17 protein-coding genes and 1 pseudogene are annotated in these 20,987 nt (G+C 54.2%); 8 read left to right on the top strand and 10 right to left on the bottom strand.

Features of this window, described 5'->3' with window-relative positions; translation table 11 throughout:
* Positions 1 to 4: 4 nt before the first annotated feature.
* The 3 genes and pseudogenes from narJ to B3729_RS22800 form a co-directional block, all read right to left on the bottom strand.
* A complete protein-coding gene (gene narJ, locus B3729_RS22810) occupies positions 5 to 712 on the bottom strand; it encodes a nitrate reductase molybdenum cofactor assembly chaperone (RefSeq protein ID WP_286789082.1) in 708 nt (235 codons plus the stop codon).
* A 4-nt stretch (positions 713 to 716) separates the two neighbouring features.
* On the bottom strand, positions 717 to 2,249 hold the full coding sequence (gene narH / locus B3729_RS22805) for a nitrate reductase subunit beta (RefSeq protein ID WP_286789076.1): 1,533 nt from the start codon (positions 2,247 to 2,249) through the stop codon (positions 717 to 719).
* Positions 2,246 to 6,002: pseudogene (locus tag B3729_RS22800) on the bottom strand (nitrate reductase subunit alpha). The gene narH and the pseudogene B3729_RS22800 overlap by 4 nt, the downstream one beginning before the upstream one ends.
* Before the next feature lie 527 nt (positions 6,003 to 6,529).
* Here B3729_RS22800 and B3729_RS22795 point away from each other — a divergent pair.
* Entirely contained in the window at positions 6,530 to 6,883 is a 354-nt protein-coding gene (locus B3729_RS22795; RefSeq protein WP_125889290.1) for a DUF4870 family protein, read from the top strand.
* Between the two features lie 357 nt (positions 6,884 to 7,240).
* Here the strand turns inward: B3729_RS22795 and B3729_RS22790 are convergent, their stop codons facing one another.
* Positions 7,241 to 7,588 (bottom strand): DUF805 domain-containing protein, encoded by a 348-nt coding sequence (locus B3729_RS22790; RefSeq protein ID WP_150346397.1) that lies wholly within the window; start codon positions 7,586 to 7,588, stop codon positions 7,241 to 7,243.
* Positions 7,589 to 8,507: 919 nt separating this feature from the next.
* On the opposite strand from B3729_RS22790, the gene B3729_RS22785 reads away from it, so the two are divergent.
* The 3 genes from B3729_RS22785 to B3729_RS22775 all read left to right on the top strand — a co-directional run bounded on the left by B3729_RS22785 (position 8,508) and on the right by B3729_RS22775 (position 10,270).
* The gene (locus B3729_RS22785) at positions 8,508 to 8,720 is read left to right on the top strand and encodes a DUF3079 domain-containing protein (RefSeq protein ID WP_150346398.1); all 213 of its coding nucleotides are present in this window, start codon (positions 8,508 to 8,510) and stop codon (positions 8,718 to 8,720) included.
* 81 nt (positions 8,721 to 8,801) lie between these two features.
* Positions 8,802 to 9,611, top strand: a complete 810-nt coding sequence (locus B3729_RS22780) for an AraC family transcriptional regulator (protein WP_219652293.1) — start codon at positions 8,802 to 8,804, stop codon at positions 9,609 to 9,611.
* Between the two features lie 47 nt (positions 9,612 to 9,658).
* Complete coding sequence (locus tag B3729_RS22775; RefSeq protein WP_286789075.1) at positions 9,659 to 10,270, top strand: LysE family transporter; 612 nt, start codon at positions 9,659 to 9,661, stop codon at positions 10,268 to 10,270.
* 8 nt (positions 10,271 to 10,278) lie between these two features.
* On the opposite strand, the gene B3729_RS22770 is transcribed toward B3729_RS22775, so the two are convergent.
* Positions 10,279 to 11,064: a TSUP family transporter gene (locus B3729_RS22770; protein ID WP_286789074.1), complete on the bottom strand. Its 786-nt coding sequence runs from the start codon at positions 11,062 to 11,064 to the stop codon at positions 10,279 to 10,281.
* 97 nt (positions 11,065 to 11,161) lie between these two features.
* Here B3729_RS22770 and B3729_RS22765 point away from each other — a divergent pair, with 97 nt between their 5' ends.
* Together B3729_RS22765 and B3729_RS22760 are read left to right on the top strand one after the other, a co-directional pair.
* The gene (locus B3729_RS22765; protein ID WP_286789073.1) at positions 11,162 to 12,073 is read left to right on the top strand and encodes a LysR family transcriptional regulator; all 912 of its coding nucleotides are present in this window, start codon (positions 11,162 to 11,164) and stop codon (positions 12,071 to 12,073) included.
* Positions 12,074 to 12,123: 50 nt separating this feature from the next.
* Entirely contained in the window at positions 12,124 to 12,957 is an 834-nt protein-coding gene (locus B3729_RS22760; RefSeq protein ID WP_286789072.1) for a DMT family transporter, read from the top strand.
* Here B3729_RS22760 and B3729_RS22755 read toward each other — a convergent pair whose 3' ends face one another.
* From B3729_RS22755 to B3729_RS22745, 3 genes are read right to left on the bottom strand one after another with little or no spacing between them, the layout of a single operon-like run.
* On the bottom strand, positions 12,958 to 13,422 hold the full coding sequence (locus tag B3729_RS22755; RefSeq protein WP_125889297.1) for a GNAT family N-acetyltransferase: 465 nt from the start codon (positions 13,420 to 13,422) through the stop codon (positions 12,958 to 12,960).
* Between the two features lie 49 nt (positions 13,423 to 13,471).
* Positions 13,472 to 13,960 (bottom strand): GNAT family N-acetyltransferase, encoded by a 489-nt coding sequence (locus tag B3729_RS22750; RefSeq protein ID WP_010798570.1) that lies wholly within the window; start codon positions 13,958 to 13,960, stop codon positions 13,472 to 13,474.
* A 34-nt stretch (positions 13,961 to 13,994) separates the two neighbouring features.
* Positions 13,995 to 15,209: an MFS transporter gene (locus B3729_RS22745; protein WP_286789071.1), complete on the bottom strand. Its 1,215-nt coding sequence runs from the start codon at positions 15,207 to 15,209 to the stop codon at positions 13,995 to 13,997.
* 277 nt (positions 15,210 to 15,486) lie between these two features.
* On the opposite strand from B3729_RS22745, the gene B3729_RS22740 reads away from it, so the two are divergent.
* Positions 15,487 to 16,419, top strand: a complete 933-nt coding sequence (locus B3729_RS22740; protein WP_150346405.1) for a bestrophin family protein — start codon at positions 15,487 to 15,489, stop codon at positions 16,417 to 16,419.
* Between the two features lie 371 nt (positions 16,420 to 16,790).
* Positions 16,791 to 17,816 (top strand): hypothetical protein, encoded by a 1,026-nt coding sequence (locus tag B3729_RS22735; RefSeq protein WP_286789070.1) that lies wholly within the window; start codon positions 16,791 to 16,793, stop codon positions 17,814 to 17,816.
* A gap of 67 nt (positions 17,817 to 17,883) precedes the next feature.
* On the opposite strand, the gene B3729_RS22730 is transcribed toward B3729_RS22735, so the two are convergent.
* Positions 17,884 to 18,504: a hypothetical protein gene (locus B3729_RS22730; RefSeq protein WP_286789069.1), complete on the bottom strand. Its 621-nt coding sequence runs from the start codon at positions 18,502 to 18,504 to the stop codon at positions 17,884 to 17,886.
* 2 nt (positions 18,505 to 18,506) lie between these two features.
* Entirely contained in the window at positions 18,507 to 20,291 is a 1,785-nt protein-coding gene (locus B3729_RS22725) for a S8 family serine peptidase (protein WP_286789068.1), read from the bottom strand.
* Positions 20,292 to 20,987 lie beyond the last annotated feature (696 nt).

Raw genomic sequence — 20,987 nt, 5'->3', positions numbered from 1 at the left:
ACCTCTAGCGTTCTATGAGACGAATGGGTGAAACCTGCACATCGCGTTCGAACTGTGCAACCAGGGCGGCTGCGTTCGAGCAGGCACTATCGGCAACTGCGGGCTCCATGAAGCTGACAGGTGCTTCTTCGTAGCGGGCATCCAGTGCTTCAGGGGTATCCTCCTGTTCTCCCTCGGCCAGTCTGGAGGCGACTACCTCGGTGTCTGCTGGCCGTGAGCCTAACGCCTCGATAGCGCGCAGCACTGCAGCATACGGTGTTCCGCGTTTCTCGAGACGACTGGCCAGAAGCGCAACGATCTCTACAATCTCACCGAGCAGGACGGCGGCGTCGGAAGGTGCATGACACGAAACGTATTCCAGAAAGACCGGTAGAAAATCAGGCAACTCATCGCCTGACAGCTCTAGCCCAACGGCTCGATAATCTTCGACGAGGTTAGCCATGGCCTGGCCCCGATCCCGTGAGTCGCCGTGCACATGACCGAATAGATAGAGCGAGAGGGCGCGTGAGCCACCGTCAAACAGCGACACATAATTCCCTTGCGCCTGTAAAGGATCAGACGCTGCCAGATGGTCGCAAAAAGCGATGACCTGGTCACGTTGTGTGGCGGGCAGCGGTGAGTCATTCAGGATATATCGAATATCCGGCAAGGCCTCCATGAGGGCTTGGTCGGGGTAAAGCAACAGTCCGGCAAGTGCCTTGCACGTTAACATCACGTTACTTCCTGTCGAGAGGGAAGCGCTCACCCCGGGTCTTGCGGGTGTCCTGGCCCCACAGCATGAAACGGCTGTTCCCTTCGGAAGTCATCTGCCCGAAATGGAAGCCGGCAATGCCGCGCTGGTCGTAAGCATTTTCGGCCACTTCCTTATGCGAGGTCGGGATCACGAACCGGTCCTCGTAGTTGGCGATTGCCATTACGCGGTACATCTCTTCGGCCTGTCGCTCTGTCAGACCGACCGCATCGAGCATGGTGGTATCGACAATCCCTTCGATATTGCGCCGACGCATGTAGGCTCTCAGCGCCAGCAGCTTGCGTAGCGTGTCGCGGATGGGCTCCGCTTTTCCCGCCGTCAGCAGGTTAGCCAGGTAGCGGACCGGGATACGCAGGCTGTCTACATCCGGGATGCCTTCAAGGGTAGCCAGGGCGCCTGCATCGGCCGCCTCCTGAATCGGCGACAGGGGAGGGATGTACCAGACCATCGGAACGGTTCGGTATTCAGGGTGAAGCGGGAAGGCCACCTTCCACTCACAGGCCATTTTATAAACGGGCGAGCGCTGGGCCGCCTCGATCCAGTTATCCGACACGCCGTCTTTGCGAGCCTGCTCGATTACAGCCGGGTCGTGCGGATCAAGAAAGATGTCCAGCTGCGCCTGATAGCAATCCTGAACATTGGTTTGGGAGGCGACTTCAAGAATCCGGTCGGCGTCGTATAGCATCACGCCCAGGTAGCGAATACGGCCTACGCAGGTTTCCGAACACACGGTCGGCTGACCGCTCTCGATGCGCGGATAACAGAAGATGCACTTCTCGGACTTGCCCGTATGCCAGTTGTAATAAACCTTCTTGTAAGGGCACCCGGTTACGCACATGCGCCAGCCGCGGCACTTCTCCTGATCAATCAGGACAATGCCATCTTCTTCGCGCTTATAAATAGCCCCTGACGGGCACGCGGCAACGCAAGTAGGGTTCAGGCAATGCTCACACAGACGAGGGAGGAACATCAGAAAACTGTTTTCAAACTCTCCATAGATCGCTTTCTCGACTTCCTTGAAGTTGTAGTCTTGCGAGCGTTTGTGAAACTCGGTACCGAGTGACTCTTCCCAATTGGGCCCCCAGCTGACCTTTTCCATCCGCTCGCCAGTCACAATCGAAACCGGCTGAGTCGTTGGGGCAGCCTCGCTTTCACCTACGCCATGAATATAGGAATATTCGTAATCGAACGGCTCGTAATAGTCGTCGATTTCCGGCAGCTCCGGATTGGCAAATATCTTGGACAGAATCCGCCATTTGCCGCCAGTCTTCGGTCGCAGTTCACCGCCCTTGCCAAGCACCCAACCGCCGCGCCAGCGCTCCTGGTTCTCCCAGTCTTTAGGAAAGCCAATGCCCGGTTTGCTTTCTACGTTGTTCCACCAGGCGTATTCGATTCCCTGGCGGGTCGTCCAGACCTGTTTACAGGTCACGCTGCAGGTGTGGCAACCAATGCATTTGTCGAGATTGAGAACCTTGCCGATCTGCGCCCTGACTTTCATGTCCGCTGCCCTTCCACGCGAGATTCCTCTTCGGTTTTCATCACGGCGATCTTTTCGGACAGCGGTCGGTCGCGCCAGTCGACGTTTCTCATCTTGCGCAGCACGATAAATTCGTCCCGGTTCGATCCAACGGTGCCGTAATAGTTGAATCCCCAGGACAGCTGGGCGTAGCCGCCAATCATATGTGTGGGCTTAAGCACAACACGGGTGACGGAGTTGTGTATACCGCCGCGATTCTGCGTGACCTCGCTGCCCGGCACATTCGCCGTACGCTCGGCCGCGTGATACATGAACGCGGCCCCTTCAGGTATGCGTTGGCTGACGACCGCACGTGCGACCAGTGCACCATTACGGTTGAACGCCTCAATCCAGTCGTTATCTTCAATGTCTGCCTTGGCGGCATCACGCTCGCTGATCCAGACGATTGGCCCACCCCGCGCCAGGGTCAGCATGATCAGATTTTCGGTATAGGTACTGTGGATGCCCCATTTCTGGTGAGGTGTGAGGAGGTTGAGGGCAAGCGGCGGATTGCCGTTGTCATGCGCCTGAGCTAGCTCAAGAGACGCCGAGCGCGTATCGATCGGAGGGCGATACGTGGCGAAGCCTTCGCCAAAATCCCGCATCCAGGGGTGATCCTGATAGAGCTGTTGGCGTCCGGTTAGTGTTCGCCATGGGATCAGCTCGTGCACGTTCGTCCAGCCAGCGTTGTAGGAGATCTCGTGGCTTTCGATGCCCGACCAGACCGGTGATGTCAGGATGGGGCGAGGCTGGGCAGCGATGTCGCGAAACTCGATCTTTTCACCGGCACGTCGTTCAATCAGGTGAGTGTGATCACGGCCGGTTACCTCCGAGAGGACCTGCCAGGCTTTATAGGCTACCTGTCCGTTGGTTTCAGGTGCCAGCGCCAGCACCGTTTCGATCGCGTCGAGATCCGACCGCATGCGTGGGCGATTGTTTGCGCCGGGGTCAGGTAGATTGACATCACGCAAGTGTGCCACCTCCGCCTTCGTATCCCACACCATGCCCTTGGTACCGTTCCCGCGTTCCTCAAGCAGGGGACCCACGCTGACAAAGCGGTCGTAAGTCGCGGGATAGTCGCGGGATAGTCGCGGGTAACCAGGGTAATAGCAGGCATGGTGCGCCCTGGAATGCCAACCGTTCCTCCCTGCTTCCAGTCTTGCCCTCCATAAGGCTGGGACAGTTCGGATGGCGTATCTTTCAGGGTTGGGGTCAGCACTACGTCTTCCTCAACGCCCAGTTGACCAGGCGCAAGCCGCTGGAATGTATTCGCCAGTTCTCGAAAAATGGCCCAATCCGTGCGTGCGCCCCAAACCGGGTCCACCGCGGCTTGCAGTGGATGGATAAAAGGATGCATGTCGGAGGTGTTGAGGTCAGCCTTTTCGTACCAGGTGGCAGTTGGCAGGACCACATCGCTAAAGAGCGTGGTGGTATTCATGCGAAAATCGATGGTAACCAACAGGTCAAGCTTGCCCTCGGGAGCCTGCTCTCGGTAAACCACTTCTTCCGGCCGCTGATCACTCTCCTCGTTAAGTACATTGTTGCGCGCACCTAACAGGTGTTTCAGAAAATACTCATGACCTTTGCCGCTAGCGCCGAGCAGATTGGAGCGCCAGACGAACAGGTTGCGTGGCCAATTCTCGGGCGCGTCTGGATCTTCGCAGGCCATTTGCAGGGAGCCTGCATGAAGGGCGTCGGCCACGTACGCAGCCGGGTCTTGGCCTGAAGCGCGTGCGGCACGCGCCACGTGCAAGGGATTGGTCTTGAGCTGCGGCGCACTGGGCAGCCACCCCATGCGCTCGGCTCGAACATTGCAGTCGAGCATGGTTCCAGACCACGCCGTGGGATCTGCCAGTGGCGAGATCTGCTCGCGTAACTCCATACGCTCATAGCGCCACTGATCAGTATGGGCATAGAAAAAACTCGTCCCGTTCATCTGTCGTGGGGGACGCGACCAGTCTGTCGCAAACGCGACCGGCAGCCAGCCGGCTTGAGGCCGCAGCTTTTCCTGCCCGACGTAATGCGCCCAGCCGCCTCCGGACTTCCCTACGCAACCACACAGGATGAGCATCGACATGATGCCGCGGTAGGTCATGTCCATGTTGTACCAGTGGTTCAAGCCCGCACCGAGGATCACCATGGAACGTCCTTGGGTCGCTTCGGCATTGGCTGCAAAACCACGAGCTACGGCAATGCAACGATCCCGCGGAACGCCTGTGATCGACTCCTGCCAGGCGGGCGTTCCTGGAATATTTTCGTCAAAACTGCTTGCGCCGTCCTCGCCCAGCCCGCGACTGACGCCATAGCTGCCAAGCGTCAGGTCGAACACAGTCGTGATTTCGACCTCGCGTCCGTCCTTGAGCGTCACACGACGTACAGGTATCCGGCGTTTCTGAATAGGGGCATGGTCAGTAAGACCAAACTTGCCTTCGCTGCCAAAGTAGGGGAAAGCAACGGTTGCAGTCGCCTCGCCTAGCAGCGTTAGGCGCGGGGAAATCTCTGCTCCGCTGGCGCCATCCTTGGGTTCCAGATTCCACTTGCCTTTCTGACCCCAGCGGAACCCGGCGCTGCCCTGTGGCGCTACGATAGCGTCGGTCGTTTCGTCAATCACAACGGGTTTCCAGTCGGGATTGTTGTCCTGGCCGAGGTTATGGGCAAAGTCGGCGGCACGAAGCATGCGGCCAGCAACAAGCCCTTCAGGACGAGATTCGAGCATGACCAGAAAGGGCAGGTCGGAGTATTGGCGGACGTATTCCTGAAAATAAGGCACTTGCCGGTCGACGAAGAATTCCTTGAGGATTACATGACACATGGCCAGGGCAAGGGCCGCGTCGGTGCCCTGCTTGGGATGTAGCCACAAGTCGGCGAAGCGGGCCACCTCGATGAAGTCTGGCGCGATCACCACACTTTTGGCCCCGCGATACCGGGCTTCGGTGTAGAAGTGAGCATCGGGCGTCCGTGTCATGGACACATTGGAGCCCCAGAGCAGCAGATAGCCAGAGTTGTACCAGTCTGCACTTTCCGGAACGTCTGTCTGCTCGCCAAAGGTCTGAGGTGATGAGGGTGGCAAGTCGCAGTACCAGTCGTAAAAGGACAGGCATGTGCCTCCGATCAGGCTGAGGTAGCGTGTACCGGCCGCATAGCTGATCATCGACATGGCGGGATCGGTGAAAACCCGACCACCCGATCAGGCCCCCAGGCCTTGATTGTGTGAATGTTGGCAGCGGCGATAAGTTCGTTGATCTCATCCCAATCCACTCGTACGAAGCCACCCAAGCCCCGCACTTCCTGGTAACTCCGCCGTTTGGCAGCATCGCTCTGGATGGATTCCCAGGCCTGAACAGGGGAAAGCGTCTTGCGTGCTTCGCGCCAAAGCGCAAGAAGGCGACCGCGTACCATCGGATATTTGATGCGGTTGCTGCTGTAGAGATACCAGGAATAACTGGCGCCACGGGGACAGCCACGCGGCTCATGGTTGGGAAGATCAGGACGGGTCCGCGGGTAGTCGGTCTGCTGAGTTTCCCAGGTTACCAATCCATTTTTGACATAGATCTTCCAGCTACAGCTGCCTGTGCAATTGACGCCATGGGTAGATCGTACGATCTTCTCGCTTTGCCAGCGGGACCGATAATTGTCCTCCCAGGCGCGATTTTCGTCAGTGGTTACTCCATGACCTTCCGAGAAAGATCCCTTGTACTTTTTGAAGAACAGTAGTCGATCAACGAACTGGCTCAAAACGTCGGCTCCCTTGTCTCGGTCCTTTCGAGCCTAGCAACGACTATTTTGCTTCGCGAATAGGAGTGTTTAATTCCGATAAGCGGTATTGGTCGAGCGAAGCAAGTTGGCACGTTTTGTGGCGAGCATGCACTTGAGGACGTTGGAAGATAGATACGTCTAGGCTCTTGTAATTACACGCTTTTTTTGTGTGGTTATTTGCGCTTAAGGGTGTTTATTTACCGTTTAAAGAACACATAGGGAGCCAAAGAACATTGAGTCGTACGAAAGGTACATGCGCTACTGTCAAGCCCGGACCAAGATCAATGACATTGCCGTTTTAGGTTCAGCCTTTCGGTAAAGGGTAAGCATTCCGGCTGACGCCATCGCTTGTCAAAACGCCTCAATACGGCCGTCAAATGTTCCGAGAACAACTCTTCAGGTTGCTTATACAGAGGCCAGGGTAGTTTGATGTCCTGGAACGTATTATCATGTGCACAGGCGCATTTGGAGTGCGCGTTTCACCTGATCATTAAAAGGACTTAGCCATGACCGATATCAATCAAACCGTCCAGCCTGCTCCATTGCAGCAGCCGATTGTCAGCAATTCGAATATGGCTGGCATCGTCTATGTTCTGTACATCGTAGGTTTCTTCAACGGCGTTACCGCGCTGATTGGACTTATCCTGGCCTATGTCAACAGAGATACGGCAGATCCGATTTCTCGTTCGCACCTGGATTATCAGATTCGTACATTCTGGTGGGGGCTTCTGTGGCTTGTACTGGGGTTTGCTTCAACCCTGCTTATCATCGGATGGTTCGTGCTGCTTGGCTGGGCAATCTGGACGATTTATCGAATCGTGAAAGGGCTGACGGCAATCAATAATCGTCGTGGAGTTTAAGTAAGCGTAATCTCGGCTTATATCTAACTGGCCGCCTGGGGTTTGAATGTTTACCGCCGATACCCTGGGCTGGCGTCCAACCCATAGAAACGCACCACCAACAAGCCTGCCTATCAAGACGCACCCATCAGTGTAAGCGCTATCGTTTTCAACACTGTTGCTACTCGTGAATTAAATAACCTTGGAAGATAAGACTGTTCTTATCTGCGCATGAGGTGCCTGTTATTTAGCAGGGGATATTTTTGACGAGCAATCAAGAAAAGTAGATGGAGCATAATCGGACATGATCAATTCATGTCCGATCTGGTACGCAATGAGCGGTTTTCAAAACTTCAATTGCATAACCCTCTATTAGGCTTAGACGTTTTTAGGGTTCTGCCCGAAGCGGTTATCGACAAGATCTCCTTCCAGGCACATAAGCACCAGGAAAATGATTCCGCCTACTGCTGGAACGCCACTGATAAGAGCCCACCAACCGCTTCGGTTGGTATCATGAAGGCGTCGGATAGTGACGGCCACATTTGGAAGAATCATAGCCAGGGTATAGACACCACATAACCAAGGGCCCCAGCCAATTACTCCATCTACAACGGCAAGAATAACGGTAATGATCGCGCTGAACAGGGCGAACATCCAATATTCTTTCCGTCGAGCACGGCCATCAAACTTGACGTAGTTACTGACTACCGAGAGATACCATTCCATTTATTACATCTTCCTTATACAAGCCAGGCATAAAACGCCAGCATCCTAAAAAACAATGAAGTTCAGGATAGGGAATCAGTAAAAGAATAGATGATTGCACAGAGCTGCTATTTGCCATGAGAGCAAGCAATGCAAGAGAAATCTTTCCCAGATCATCCATAATCTTTCACAGAAGCCAGTCCATAGCTTCAAGGTGGGCGGTAAGTTTACAGATGAAGTCAACTTGACGCTACAGTAAAAGCGCTATCATTCATTCCAGATAAGTGACCAGTGTGTAATAGTTGGAAAATTCAGCTTTTCAATCACTTAGATACGTCGAAGGTATTGAATCAGTAAAGTACCATGGTTGGCGTATCTTTTAAGGTTTGGCAACCTGAGCATTGAAATAGCCGCTATTGCTTGGTTAGGTATACCGGCAGGCATCGTGGATCTATCGTACATGCGGCTGACTCAACCAGACTAAAAAGTCAGACAGTTGTGTAATAGTTCTGACAAACCGTTCAGGATTATAACGTGTAAATGTTACCTTTAAAGGTTTACTAGCGTGTGGCTTCATAACCAGATCCTGGCTCTCAAAACGATCACTACATAGTTTGTGGTTGCATTTGATAAGTCAGCGTTTGCCTATGAAGTGGGCACGTATGCATTCCCTCGTACAAACCCACTGTCTTAACGTTTAAATCCATTGATACATCGTCAGCATCGACTTCTATCGAACAAAATGTATGGCTGTTCGCTGGGGTGCGATGAGTCCTTAGACAGTCGTAGCATGCCAAGCTGCTACAAGTCACACAGTAGGGTTATATCATTGGGTGGGTATCAACACCGCTATAATCGTCGTAACACTTGAGCGAGATCAAAAACGTTTATCCAGATTTCGATACGTTAGGGGTTCACCTCATACGTTCAGGAGTCTCGGATGGCCAAGAAATTTCCTTTGCAGCCTAAGCATCCGGAGCGCATCTGTTGGGGGTGCGATATGTATTGTCCTGCAAACTCGTTAGCTTGCGGTAATGGCGCCAGCCGTACCATGCATCCGGTTGAGCTGTTTGGTGAAGACTGGGATACGTTCAATGCAACCGGGGGTGAGCAGGCAGAAAGCGAGAGCCCCGAACATCAGCTGAAACAGTAGGTCCGAACGTCCAATTAACCTATCGTACGTTCGTTTGGCTTAAGCTGTAGTCTCTTCAAATCGGATGAGAGGCTATAAGACGTGCTTACCCTGCGGCATGCCTGGTCAGGTCCCGTTGAGCTGGTGGATGCCAGCGGTACGGGTCACCGATTCGCCAAGCACAGCCATGATGAGTGTGTAATTGGCGTTAATTTGGAAGGCGAGGAGCACATCTGGCTGGATGGCAGGATATTCAATGCCGGCAAGGGATCCATCACTCTGTATAACCCCGGCCAAATACAAGGCGGCGGGGCCCATGAGGGAGCCTTCTGGCGCTACGTAGGGCTTTATGTATCGGCGGACTGGCTGGCCCAAAGCCTTGGGGTCAATCAAGTTGAGTTCGAGCGTCCTTTGCTTTATCAGCCAGCCATTGCAAACCGCTTTGCCTGCGTGGTGCAAATGGCGTTACGAGGCAGCTCCATGAGCAACCCACACGTTCATCAGGCGTTGGTCCTGTTACTCGCAGAGATCACGGAGCTGAGTGGTGTTGCACTGACCACGCATTCAGCCGAGCCAGAGGTGGTTCTTCGTATTCAGGAGTGTCTTGCCGACTCCTTGGCGCAAATGCCTACTTTGGACGAACTAGCCCTTTTGACCCAGCGATCCAAGTATCAATTGCTGAGGACATTTCAAAAGGAAACGGGGTTGAGCCCACATCAATGGGCCATGCAGCTGAGAACGCGGCGAGCACGGGGACTGCTGCGGCAGGGTATGCCCGCCACGGATGTTGCTTATACGCTTGGCTTTGCTGATCAGAGCCACTTGAGTCGCCACTTTCGTTCGGCTTATGGAATACCGCCTGGCCAATATCAACGCCTCTACAGGTCCTGCAATCCTGTTCAAGATTATTGAGCAGGGGCAACCCATACTGATCGCCCTTTCTTTCCGAGACGCCTGATATGCTGACAATCTTCTTATCGGCCTTTTTGTTTGGCGCTGCGTTCTGCCTTTCGCCTGGACCTGTCCTGGCTGAAACGTTGCGTCGTGGCTTGTCCAATGGTTTCAGGCCGGCCCTAATGGTTCAGGTAGGATCTTTGCTGGGCGACGCCGTGTGGGCTGTATTAGGGTTGGTAGGGCTGTCAGTCCTGCTGGGCCATGAGCCGATTCGCATACCCCTAACGCTACTCTGTGCGGTTTATCTGGCCTGGCTAGGCGTTCAGAGTCTCAAGGATGCGTGGCGCCTGCCGGTCGGTACAGGTGAATCAGGTCAACCGCAGCAGGGCGCCTTGATGGCGGGTGCTGCCATCTCGTTGACTAATCCAAAAAATATTGTGTATTGGGGTGCGTTGGGAAGCGCCTTGTCGGGTATAACAGGCGACACTCCCAGTATTGCAAACACAGCGATGTTCTTTAGCGGAGTCATGAGTGCCTCCATTTTGTGCTGCTTTCTGACGGCAGCGCTTGTTGAGGGATTCCGGCGTGCCAGCTCGCCAAACTGGCATAGAGCCAGCCATGCCCTGTGCGGAATCCTGTTGCTCATCATGGCTGGGCTCGCTCTGAATGGTCTCTGAGTGCGATCTTATACATGCGCTATAAAAGACAGGTAACCGTTTTGATAAAGGTAACGGCCAATCATTACAAAGCAGATGGCTACGATGAGAGGCCTGATCAGTCGGGCACCGCCACCGATAACGGCCAGTGAGCCCAGATAGGCACCCGCAAGCTGTCCGATCGCCATGATGCCACCTACCAGCCAAAGTACCTTGCCGCCCACGATGAAGATTGCAAGGGATGCAAGGTTGCTCGCCAGGTTAAGGGACTTGGCAGTTGCCGTAGCGGTAATAAGGTCGCGGCCCCGCAAGGCTACCTCGCTAAGTGAAAAGAATGAGCCCGTGCCAGGGCCGAAAAAACCGTCGTAAAACCCGATAAGGGGGACAACCAGGAGACGGTGCAGCCGCTCCCCCATGCGCGGCTTGCGCTCAACAGTACCTGCGCTTGGCGCAAGCAGAAAGTACAACGCAATACCACCCAATATGAAAGGCACCAGGACTTCAAGAGCGGAGGCATCTACACGCTGGATAACCACGGCGCCCACGGCTGCACCAATAAAGGAAGTCAAGAAGGGCTTTTTGACATCTGCCCAGGCGATCTTGCGTTTACGAAGCAGGGTCAATGTGGCGATTAGCGCCCCAAAGGTGCTCTGGAGTTTATTGGTTGCAATGGCTTGTACCGGTGGGATCTGAGCCAGCATCAAGGTAGGCACGGTAATCAGCCCGCCGCCACCTGCCAGCGTATCGATAAAGCCTGCCGCAAAGGCAACCAGCCCGAGTAACAGCAGAAAGGTGGGATCTAATACTATATCCATTTCAACATCCTTTGATGACGCGAGACGGATACGATAGAGCAATGCCGGGTTTTGTGTTGCAATGTGGTATTGCAGAAATCGCAACAAGGAAGGCGGTATGTCACTGGCTCAGTTATGGGAGCTACAAGCCTTTTGCGCAGTAGTGGATCGCCATAGTTTCGTGAGTGCGGCGCGCCTGCTGGGACGCTCTCCCAGTACAGTGACGCGGGCCATACAGAGCCTTGAGGCACAGCTGGGGCATGAGCTTTTGCAGCGCTCACAAAAGCAGGTCCGATTGACCGAGGCGGGGGAGGCGTATTATGGCTACGCCAGGCAGATGCTGTCGCTGCAGGCCGAGGCAGAGGAATCACTCTCGGTACAGGGTACGTTGGCGCAAGGGTGGATTCGCTGCTCCGCCCCTGAAAGCCTGATGATGGATTTCTTGCCCAGCGTCATGGCGGAGTTTGGGCGGCGGAACCCCCAGATCAGCATTGATATACAGGTAAGCGATGCGGCGCATGATCCCATTGCAGACAAACTGGATTTTGCTATTCGTGGTGGCTTTGCCTACCCTAGCGAGCTGATCGGCGCGCCATTGTGGAGCTATCGGCGTTACCTCTATGCAAGTCCGGCGTATCTCGCCATACGTGGCGTGCCTGAAGCGCCCGAGGCGCTTGTCGAGCATGACCTGCTGATGCATACCTCCCCAAGAATTCTCAAGGATTGGTATTTCAGGCAGGGCGATGCTCAGGTCCGTTACAAGGCCCAGCCCCGTTACCGTCTCAGTTCAGGCGTAGCGTTATATAACGCTGCTGTCCAAGGTCTTGGTATCTGCCGGCTGGCAGACTGGTTTGCAGAACCGGCGGTGCAGGCGGGACGTTTAGTCCGGGTATGCAGCCATTATCGACTGACCTCCTCAACCGGGCATGACCCACAGATACATGCCGTTTATGCCAGTACCCAGCTGCCCCAGCGGGTACGCGCATTTCTGGAGGCAATCAAAAGCGCCGCGCGTGAACGTTACGCCTGAAGCGGTTGAGTCGTTGGTGCGACAGGCCCAATCATCCTGCAGAGGTACAGATGCTTGTAACCGTTTATGGTGTCGTCTTGTTCGCGGCGGCCTTGCATGCCATCTGGAATGCAATCGTCAAAAGTGGAAGCGACAAGATCCTTATCACTGCAGTGATTACCGCTGCAGCGGCGTTGATAGCAGCCTTGATCCTGCCATTTGCCCCTCCGCCGGCAGCGCCTAGCTGGGGTTTCATTGGAGCATCTGCTGTACTGCAGGTGGTGTATTACAACCTGGTGGCACAGACTTATCGCGTCGCTGAAATGAACCTGGCATACCCGTTGATGCGGGGAACGGCGCCGCTGCTGGTAGCGGTCATCAGCACGGTGGGATTAGGCGCGCATCTGAGCACGACGGCCTGGGTGGGTATCGGCACGCTTTGTCTGGGTATATTATTGATGGCGCGCCAACGTGCATCCAGGCGCGGGGCAGGGATTGGTCTGGCGCTACTTAATGCCCTGGTTATTGCTACTTATACGTTGGTAGACGGGGCGGGCGTCAGAGTATCGGGCGCACCGCTGGCCTATACCTTATGGATTTTTCTTCTGACAGGCGCGGTCATGACGGTCTGGATGCTTTGGCGCAATTCCCATGCCTTCGTATCATTTTTCCGCATTCAATGGCTGGTGGGACTGGTAGGGGGAGCTGGAACATTGGCGTCTTATGGCTTGGCGCTTTGGGCGATGACCCTGGCGCCTGTGGCCGTTATCGCTGCCTTGCGAGAGACCTCGATTATATTTGCGGCGCTCATCTCCGTGCTTGTTCTGAAAGAGCGCATGAGTCGGGGTCGAATTGCGGCGGTATGTGTCATGGCTATCGGGGCAATGATTCTGCGTCTGGCTTGACTAGTCAGGTGGCAAGCCAGATGCCAGCAAGTCTCGCCGATATTTGACGAAGCCGCGCTTGCTGTCACCCTTGAAGCCTGCCCGCTCGAAGAAGGCGTGGGCCTGAGTCCGGTGGGCTGAACTCAATAACATGATCTTGGAGCAGTCCTTGTCGATACAGCGTTGCTCGATGGCCCTGATCAGCTGCCTGCCGACGCCCGTTCCGCGTTGCGCCTCGTCAACGATTACATTCTCTACCACCGCAAACGGTTGAAAACCAAACATTGCATCCTTGCAGAAGATCAGCAACGCGCTGGCGATAACGGTGCCGCCATATTCGGCCACTAAAAGCTCATGGACAGGATCATGCTGAAGCTCCTCCAGACGAGCCGGAAGCACAGTAATGAACGCACTGTCCACAAGTTGGCTGTATAGCCGTTGGAGGTAGCCGGCATCGTCAGGTTGTGCACGTCGAACGGTTAACATGCGTGGACGATCTCTGTTGTGGTGCGTTGGCAGACTTTTATCTGTGGCTTTACCGAGGGATATCTCCGGTTGGCCGAAGCATCTTGTACATCGGTATACAGTCCAGCGTAAGACCACGAGGCGAGTGGTAGGTGGATACCTTTTCACCTACGAAACCACATTTTCGATAGAACGGCGCCGCGTTCAGGGTAGCGTCCAGGTGAAGGTAGTCCAGGTCTGCCTGAACGGCAAGCGTTTCGAGATGCTCCAGCATCTGGCGCGCAGCCCCTTGTCCCATGTAGTGGGGTAATACAAAGATTGCGTCGATCTTGCCGGATGTCAGGTCAACCATACCTGTTCCGATGATGCGCTCATCCGAGACCAGGACATGGAAATGGTCCTCGACATCATTTTCATAGCTTTGCGTAAAGGTGCCACTGGTCCAGATCCGGATCTGCTCGTCACTGTAGGACGATGGGCATTGATGACGAATGGCCTCACAGCGGACTGTCCAGGTGTCCGCCGTGTCTGCGCGGTTTGCCTTGCGAATGTGAAACACGTTATGACCCCTCTGATTGAGCAGCCGGACGGACTCATTCCCTGGCACCACGAGGCGCTATTTGCTGCGTGCAGAGAGGGTACATCCAGGAGGACGCACAGAGCCACAACAGCACACCTGCGCTGGCGACCAGAGCCAGTATTTTAAACGCTTCAGCATAGCCGTAACGGGCTGCGAAAAATCCGCCCAGGCTGGTACTCAAGGCAGCACCGATGCCCTGTACTGTCATGACGGCAGCAAGGCCGGTGTTGAATCGCCCGGAACCATCCAGAATGCGGGCTACCAACCCCGGTACGGCTACGCCCAGCAAGCCCGCACCAATACCGTCGAGCAACTGGACAGGGATCAGAACCCAGGGTGCCTGGATGAATGAGGCCAGCAGGCCGCGAAGAGGCAAGGCCAACAGTGCCAGTATAAACACGATGTAATAGCCCTTGGTTTGGGCCAATCTGGCCGCCAGCAGTGCCATGACGATCATGGTGGCCTGAGCCACGATTACCGTAGCCGCGGTATAGGCACTGGGGTCGCCAGCGGTGCCGCGCGCTACCATTGCCTGGCCCAGCAGCGGGAGCATTGCCGCATTGCCAAGGTGAAAGAGCAGCACTGTAACTGCCACGGTTAGAAGGGGGCGGTTGCGGAAAAGGGCTGACCAGGAAAGCTTTTGCGCATGATCCGGCGAGCCAGCGCGGGCTGCCTCGTGATCAATCTGGTCAGCCCGTATCCTGGCTAGCATATACAAGGCGGCTAATGTCAGAACGCCCATCAGGACGAATACAGCGCCCAGGCCAAACCAGTAGCCGAATACGCCAGCGCCGATTGCAGCAAAGGCATTACCACCATGGTTGAACGCTTCATTTCGACCTAGCTGATGGTCGAACCCTCGTGTTCCTACAAGGCCCAGGGTAAGTCCTGCAATGGCGGGTGGAATAGCGGCACCGGCGATACCGGCAACCATCTGCGCGATGCTGGTAAAGAGAAAAGTAGGTAGAAAATAATTGAGGGCGCAGGCCACAAGAATGCACAAGGCAGCCCATGCAACAATACCGCGCTTGGCCTGTAGTGCGTCCACCAGCATTCCCAGCGGTGTGGTCAGGAGCAAGCCGGCTAACCCGCCTAGTGTCATGACCAGTCCTATTCGGTCCGCGGTCCAGCCCTGTTGCTGAAGAAAGATTCCAAGAAATGGGCCAAGCCCGTCACGAACATCCGCAAGAAAGAAGTTCAGGCCGTTCAAGAACGCAGTGGGCGCCATGTGGATGCATGCCTCTTATGTCCATTAGATAACGACTACTCATCCTGATTTAAAACATTTTGCAACCTTTAAGGAAGAATTAAGCCAGCCTCGTTAGCGTGATCACATCAAAAGCTGCATTGAGGATGCATCACATGAGATCACCTATATCTATCTGGACAACCTGGGTTCTGGCTTTTTCTGACGACACGCGGAAGACCCGGCAGCAGCTGCGTTAACGCCGTTCTGAACGATATACAGCCACTGATCTCCAGACTGTCACCAAGGGAGTCGTTTCATGATTGCTCGGATTTCGAGAACGCTGACCTGGATGCACAAGGTTTTTTCCTACGTCGGCTGGCCGCTGTTCTGGTTGTTTATCTGGGATGTCATCGTTACGGCCGATTCGATGTTGCTGATGAATAATCGGCTAAACCTGCCTCTTATGCCGCTGACGCTGCTCTGTTCAGCACTGGTCGTCCTGATCAGCTTTCGCAATACAAGCGCCTATAACCGGTGGTGGGAAGCGCGTACCTTATGGGGTGCCATGGTAAACAGTTCACGGAGTTTTGGTCGCCAGGTACTGACCTTGATTGATGATCAAGACGACAGGCGTAATCCAATCAAAGCGCTGCTGTTTCGCCGTCACGTGGCCTACCTCAAGGCGCTCTCCGCTCACCTCAAAGGCCAAGCTTGCCCAGCGGATGTCGCGACGCTACTACCTGCCGATGAGTTTGCCCGCCGACATGACACCAATAACTTTCCCAACGATATCCTGAACGCCTCCGCAGCGATTGTGGCGCAGGAGTACCAGGCGGGTAGGTTGGACAGCATACGTCTGGCCCGTATGGAATCTACCCTCGTGGAAATTTCGAACCATCAGGGTGGAATGGAGCGTATTGCCAACACGCCATTGCCCTTTCCCTATGTGTATTTCCCGCGGCTGTTCATTTCGCTGTTCTGCCTGATCGTTCCGGTTGGCCTAGTGTCGTCTATGGGGTGGTATACGCCACTGGTTTCTACCGTCGTAGGCTTCATGCTGCTGGCGATCGAGCGGATCGGGACCGATCTGCAAACCCCGTTTGCCAATAGCCAGCACCAGATCCAGATGAACTCGCTGTGCAGCAATATCGAAAAGAACCTGGCCTCCATGTTCAAAGAGCCTTCGCGGCTGGAGTTCGGCTTTATGCCGCGGCGACTCAGCTATCAACCTAGCGCCACCGTTGCGTAGTCGCCAACAGCCCGCCGTGGTCCCTTGGGCGGCACAGTCACCTATCGAGATGCATGTTCTGTTCGAAAGTCTCAAATAGCCATGCATCTCAAAGGTTCCGTAACAGGAATTAATACCAGAAGGCTCAAAAGCGGTTCGTTTACATCCTTTGGATCGATTTTATATTTAGCCTTTTCCTTGAAGAATCGACCGGCGTCTTGGTGATGCACTCGCAGGTGGAAGCCATGCACAAGGTTCATCTACCGCAGGGCAATACCGCGTTACGGATAGCCAGGAACACGCCATTCTTCAGCACGCCAACCGGTGCTGATCTGGTCGATTAACCGGGTCGCCAGGTAGCGACCCCTACGGATACAAGGAAAGGAAATCGTATGTCCCGCTTGAAACCACTCGCTGCTGCCATCCTGCTGGCCTTCGCCATGCCCTCATGGGCTGAAATGAATACTGCCGACGTTATGCAGGACGGAGAAAACAACACGGCAACCCTTGAGCAGGCTGGTACCGCTATCAATAGCCAGGCCTCTATCAGTCAGCTGGGAAGCAGTCATATCGGGGTTATCCAACAGCAACAGGTCAATAACGGTCAGGTATCAATTACTCAGGAGGGTTCTGCCAACGAAGGGCAGATCTACCAGGGGGGCGGCGGCCAAGATAACAGTGTGGCGCTTGAGCAGCGGGGCGATTCGAACCTGGCTACCCTGAATCAGGGTAGCGGAATAGCGCAAGTCGCTGATTTGCGAGCCACCCAGGAAGGAACAGGCAATACTATGCACGTAACCCAAAACGGGTTTGATACGGTGCTCGGTGTTACTTCTCGTGGCAATAACAACTGGGTCGAAGCTGTGCAGTACGGCGGCACCACATCAGGCAGTGTTACGCAGGAAGGCGATAACAATACGGCTTACTTCAGACAGTCAGGCGGTGGTGGTGCTGGCATTAGCCAATATGGCAATGGCAACAGCGCTTCGCTGGAACAGTCCACGCGTGAGTTCGCCAACGGTGGGATATCTCAGTCGGGTGATAACAATTTTGCCTCTGTCAGACAGAGCAATATGTTTGGCGGCCTGGGTGTCTCACAAGAAGGCTCGAATAACGAGCTTTATGTCGTGCAAGGGACACGAGGCTCCAACCTTTCTGGCTCCACTGTTGGCAATGATAACGACGTTGAAATCAACCAGTACAGTGACACCAGCACTATCAACTACAGCCAAACCGGGGATCTGAATATCGCCCAGATCGATCAGGTGGGATATCAGACACAAAACTCAGTGTCGCTTACCCAGAACGGCATCGCCAACCAGGCGCTGATTACTCAGGGTGGCGATACCTTCTATGGCAACACTGCAGGCATTATGCAAACAGGTACGGCGAACCGCGCAACAATTACCCAGCAGTAACGTTTAACCATGAAAATAAACGCCGCGCTGAACGTCTCTTGACGGCAGCGCGGTGTTTATCATGGACTTACTGCTTTTGAATGAAGCCCTGGATGATATCCAGTGACACGTCGTTCACACCTTGCATGCCCTTCACCTTGCTCAGGGCTGTCTGAGCAGCGTCTACCGAACTGTAACGGATGACGCCCATGCCTGCCGCCGAAGAGGCTTGAACCATCGTACCGCCAGTAGCTTTTGCAACCTGATCAATAACAGCCGCATCCTTTACAAATACCTTCAGGCGCGGAGGCACGAGCACGGCTTGCCCGGAGGTCAGGTTCACTGCGACGCCCATCTCGCTCGGACCTGAGGCAGTGCTGGCTGCCGTTTCGGATTGCGATTTGAGCTGAGCCTGATTACCCTGCGCCAGCCTGATCGCATAAGGCCCTATCTGTCCCACCACATTGCTGTCTGCCTGTAGCGTCTGCTGGCGGCTCTGGCTTTGCGTGGTTGACGGCGTTTGAGCAGAGGCAGTGGAGTCGATACGCTGAACCGTTGCGTTGGGCACGAGGCGAAACGGGGTGTTTCCGACATTGAAGCTGGCCCCGGTTGCCGCCTGCTGAAGACGAGCCGCGTCTGTGGTCTGCGCCTGTACCAGAGGTGTTGCAGCCAGGGTAACGGTTAAGAAGAATAAAGTGGCTATTTTCATGATCAGTGCCCCACCACGCGAAGTTTTAAGTCTTGCAGCTTGGCGGCATTACCCCCCGCATCAACCACATCCGTTAACGAAAGCGTCCAGTCACCCGTCGCCGGCTCATCCAGAAACGCGTTGCTCGCCGCCAGTGAAACGGTGAACCCGGTCCCGGACGTAACATCCGATAGCGTCGAGAAAGGCGTCATGACATAGCTTTTAGTACCGCTTGGCGAGGTTAGAACGGCCTTCAGGTTTGATGGCTTCATATGACTGGTCTGGAAGCTGAGCTGTACTGCCTCAACCTTGATGCTCTGATTGATCCGCACGCGCAATGTTGCCGGAGCATTCACACCGCCAATCGGGCTGGCAGGATCACTGGAGGCTTTCCACTGCGTATCTTTCATCGCCGGCAGTAGCTTGAAGCTCATGGCTTTATTGACGGCCGCGGTTGCATCCACCAATCCAAACCCATACCAGTTGCTGAAGTGATGGCCTGCCGCGTTGGTGACCCATCCCGGCTCGATCACTGTTCCGCCGTAGCTCACTACCGGCTGATAAGGATCAAGCGGCCGCGCGGTGCTGGCCAGGATATATTTCACGTCGCGCTGAGTCAGCTTGGGATTAGCGCCCAACATCAGGCTAACCACACCCGACACCGTGGGCGCGGCAGAAGAGGTGCCGTTCATGCGTCCCCAGTAATTGCAGGAGTTATCGATAGGCGATTGACTGCCTTCCAAGGCATTGGAAACAGTATTCGCGGTATTGGCTCCTCGGGAACAGCCCATCAGATCAGTGGTTACGATGGCAGGGGAATAGTAGGTCGGCCTGATCGCTTCCCGTACATTGGTTAGGTCCGGGTTATAGGCCCTCTGATTGCCAAATTCGCCACCAAAACCTGAAATCCACACCGACGATCCGGCTGTGGAGTAAGACGAGCGTAATCCTCGAGCATTCACGGCGGCGGCGGTAATAATCGTGATCAGGTTGTTGTTGGGATCAACCGTTGAAGACGCGCAAGTCACATTTAGCTCGGCTGCCTTTTCAGAACAGATATTGACTCGGCCAAACGCAGTATAGGTAAAGAACTCCTTGAAGGAGTTGCCTGCCGACTTGACATAAATTCCGCCCTTGCCATTACGCGTGGACTGCATCAAACGTTCCCAGGCGGCCTGCTCGCTGGTTGAGAATGCAGGATAGTAAGGTGTACTGCTGCCCCAACTGTTATTGAAAACGGCCACATCCTTGGATTCGTTGCCGCTGCCCCAGGCGTACAGAATGTTTGCATCCTGGCTCGCCGGGTCTGCGTCGCTGGCTAGGAAGTTAAAGCCCTTCAGCTTTGCCTCGGGTGCGATGCCTCGCCCTCCTTTTCCGTTCCATCCCATTTCGGCAACGATGCCTGCCACCGAGGTGCCGTGTTCATCGGTATCGACACTCGGCGTTGGATCGTTTGATCCGTTTACGAAGTTCTTCGAGCCATTTGGCACGACGTTACCTGACAGGTCTTCATGACGTATTTCCAAGCCATCATCCACCACCCCGACAATGACGTTCTTCCCTCGTATACCCAGCTCATGCAATACACCCATCCGCAGATCCACGCCGGCAAGTGGCGTGACATCACCGATTACCTTTTGCCCTCTATTGCGTAAATGCCACTGGTAAATGAACAGTGGGTCGCTGCCATTCTGAACATTTTGTGCGGCTTGTGACGATGCAGTGTCTTCGGCAGCGTATGCAATACCGCAGACTCCCCCTGCAAAAAGCGAAACTAATAAAAAAACAGGTTGTTTGGATGAGAGCATTATTCCGGTCCTTCGCTTTATCTAGAGATTTAGCCAGGCAGGATTAACGATACGCCCAGATTCGTTTTTCCTGATACGAATATAGAATTAATGTCTCGTTTTTTAAATCAGGTGTATTGACTGTTTGTTTGAGGTGTTTCTTTAAATGCTATTCTTGTGATATTGAATTGAGATTCAAAATGAAAAGTTGTGATGGCATGAGTGCAGGTATTTTATTCATAAACTGTTGATAAATAATGAATTTATGATTTTATAACCTCTCTTGTATGAATGGATCAATATAACGTATGGCTAAAAAATCCGATAAACGGCATTAATTCCTTTCAATATTTTTTGACTTGGTTTGGATAATATCCAGATGACTGAGTGGTCACTTAATGGAAAAAAATAAATTGAAAGGACGCCAAACAAGGCAGAGTGTAATGTTCGTTATGAAAGATAGGCTTGTAGGGATAGAAGAAATGAAGCGTTATGAATAGATAAGTTTATGCTGTCATAACTGATTTATGTTCTTGCTCAATTAAGTAGTAAACAGTAGGCGTATTAAAACTAATTTCTTTTAGCGCCTGTCTGCAGTGCAGAGGCCTTATGGCCAGAGTGCTTTTGGGTTATTCCCTCAAGGACTCGGCAGGCAAGTGATTGCTTGACACATGCTTCTGGCACCCGGTGTCGACCTAAGGAAGGTCTGAAAAAGAC

Source organism: Pseudomonas sp. UBA3149 (genome assembly GCF_002364655.1).
In the GTDB taxonomy this organism is placed as follows: Bacteria; Pseudomonadota; Gammaproteobacteria; order Pseudomonadales; family Pseudomonadaceae; genus Chryseomonas; species Chryseomonas luteola.
Note: the sequence above shows the minus strand (reverse complement) of the source record. Positions and strands in the feature narration are given on the sequence as shown.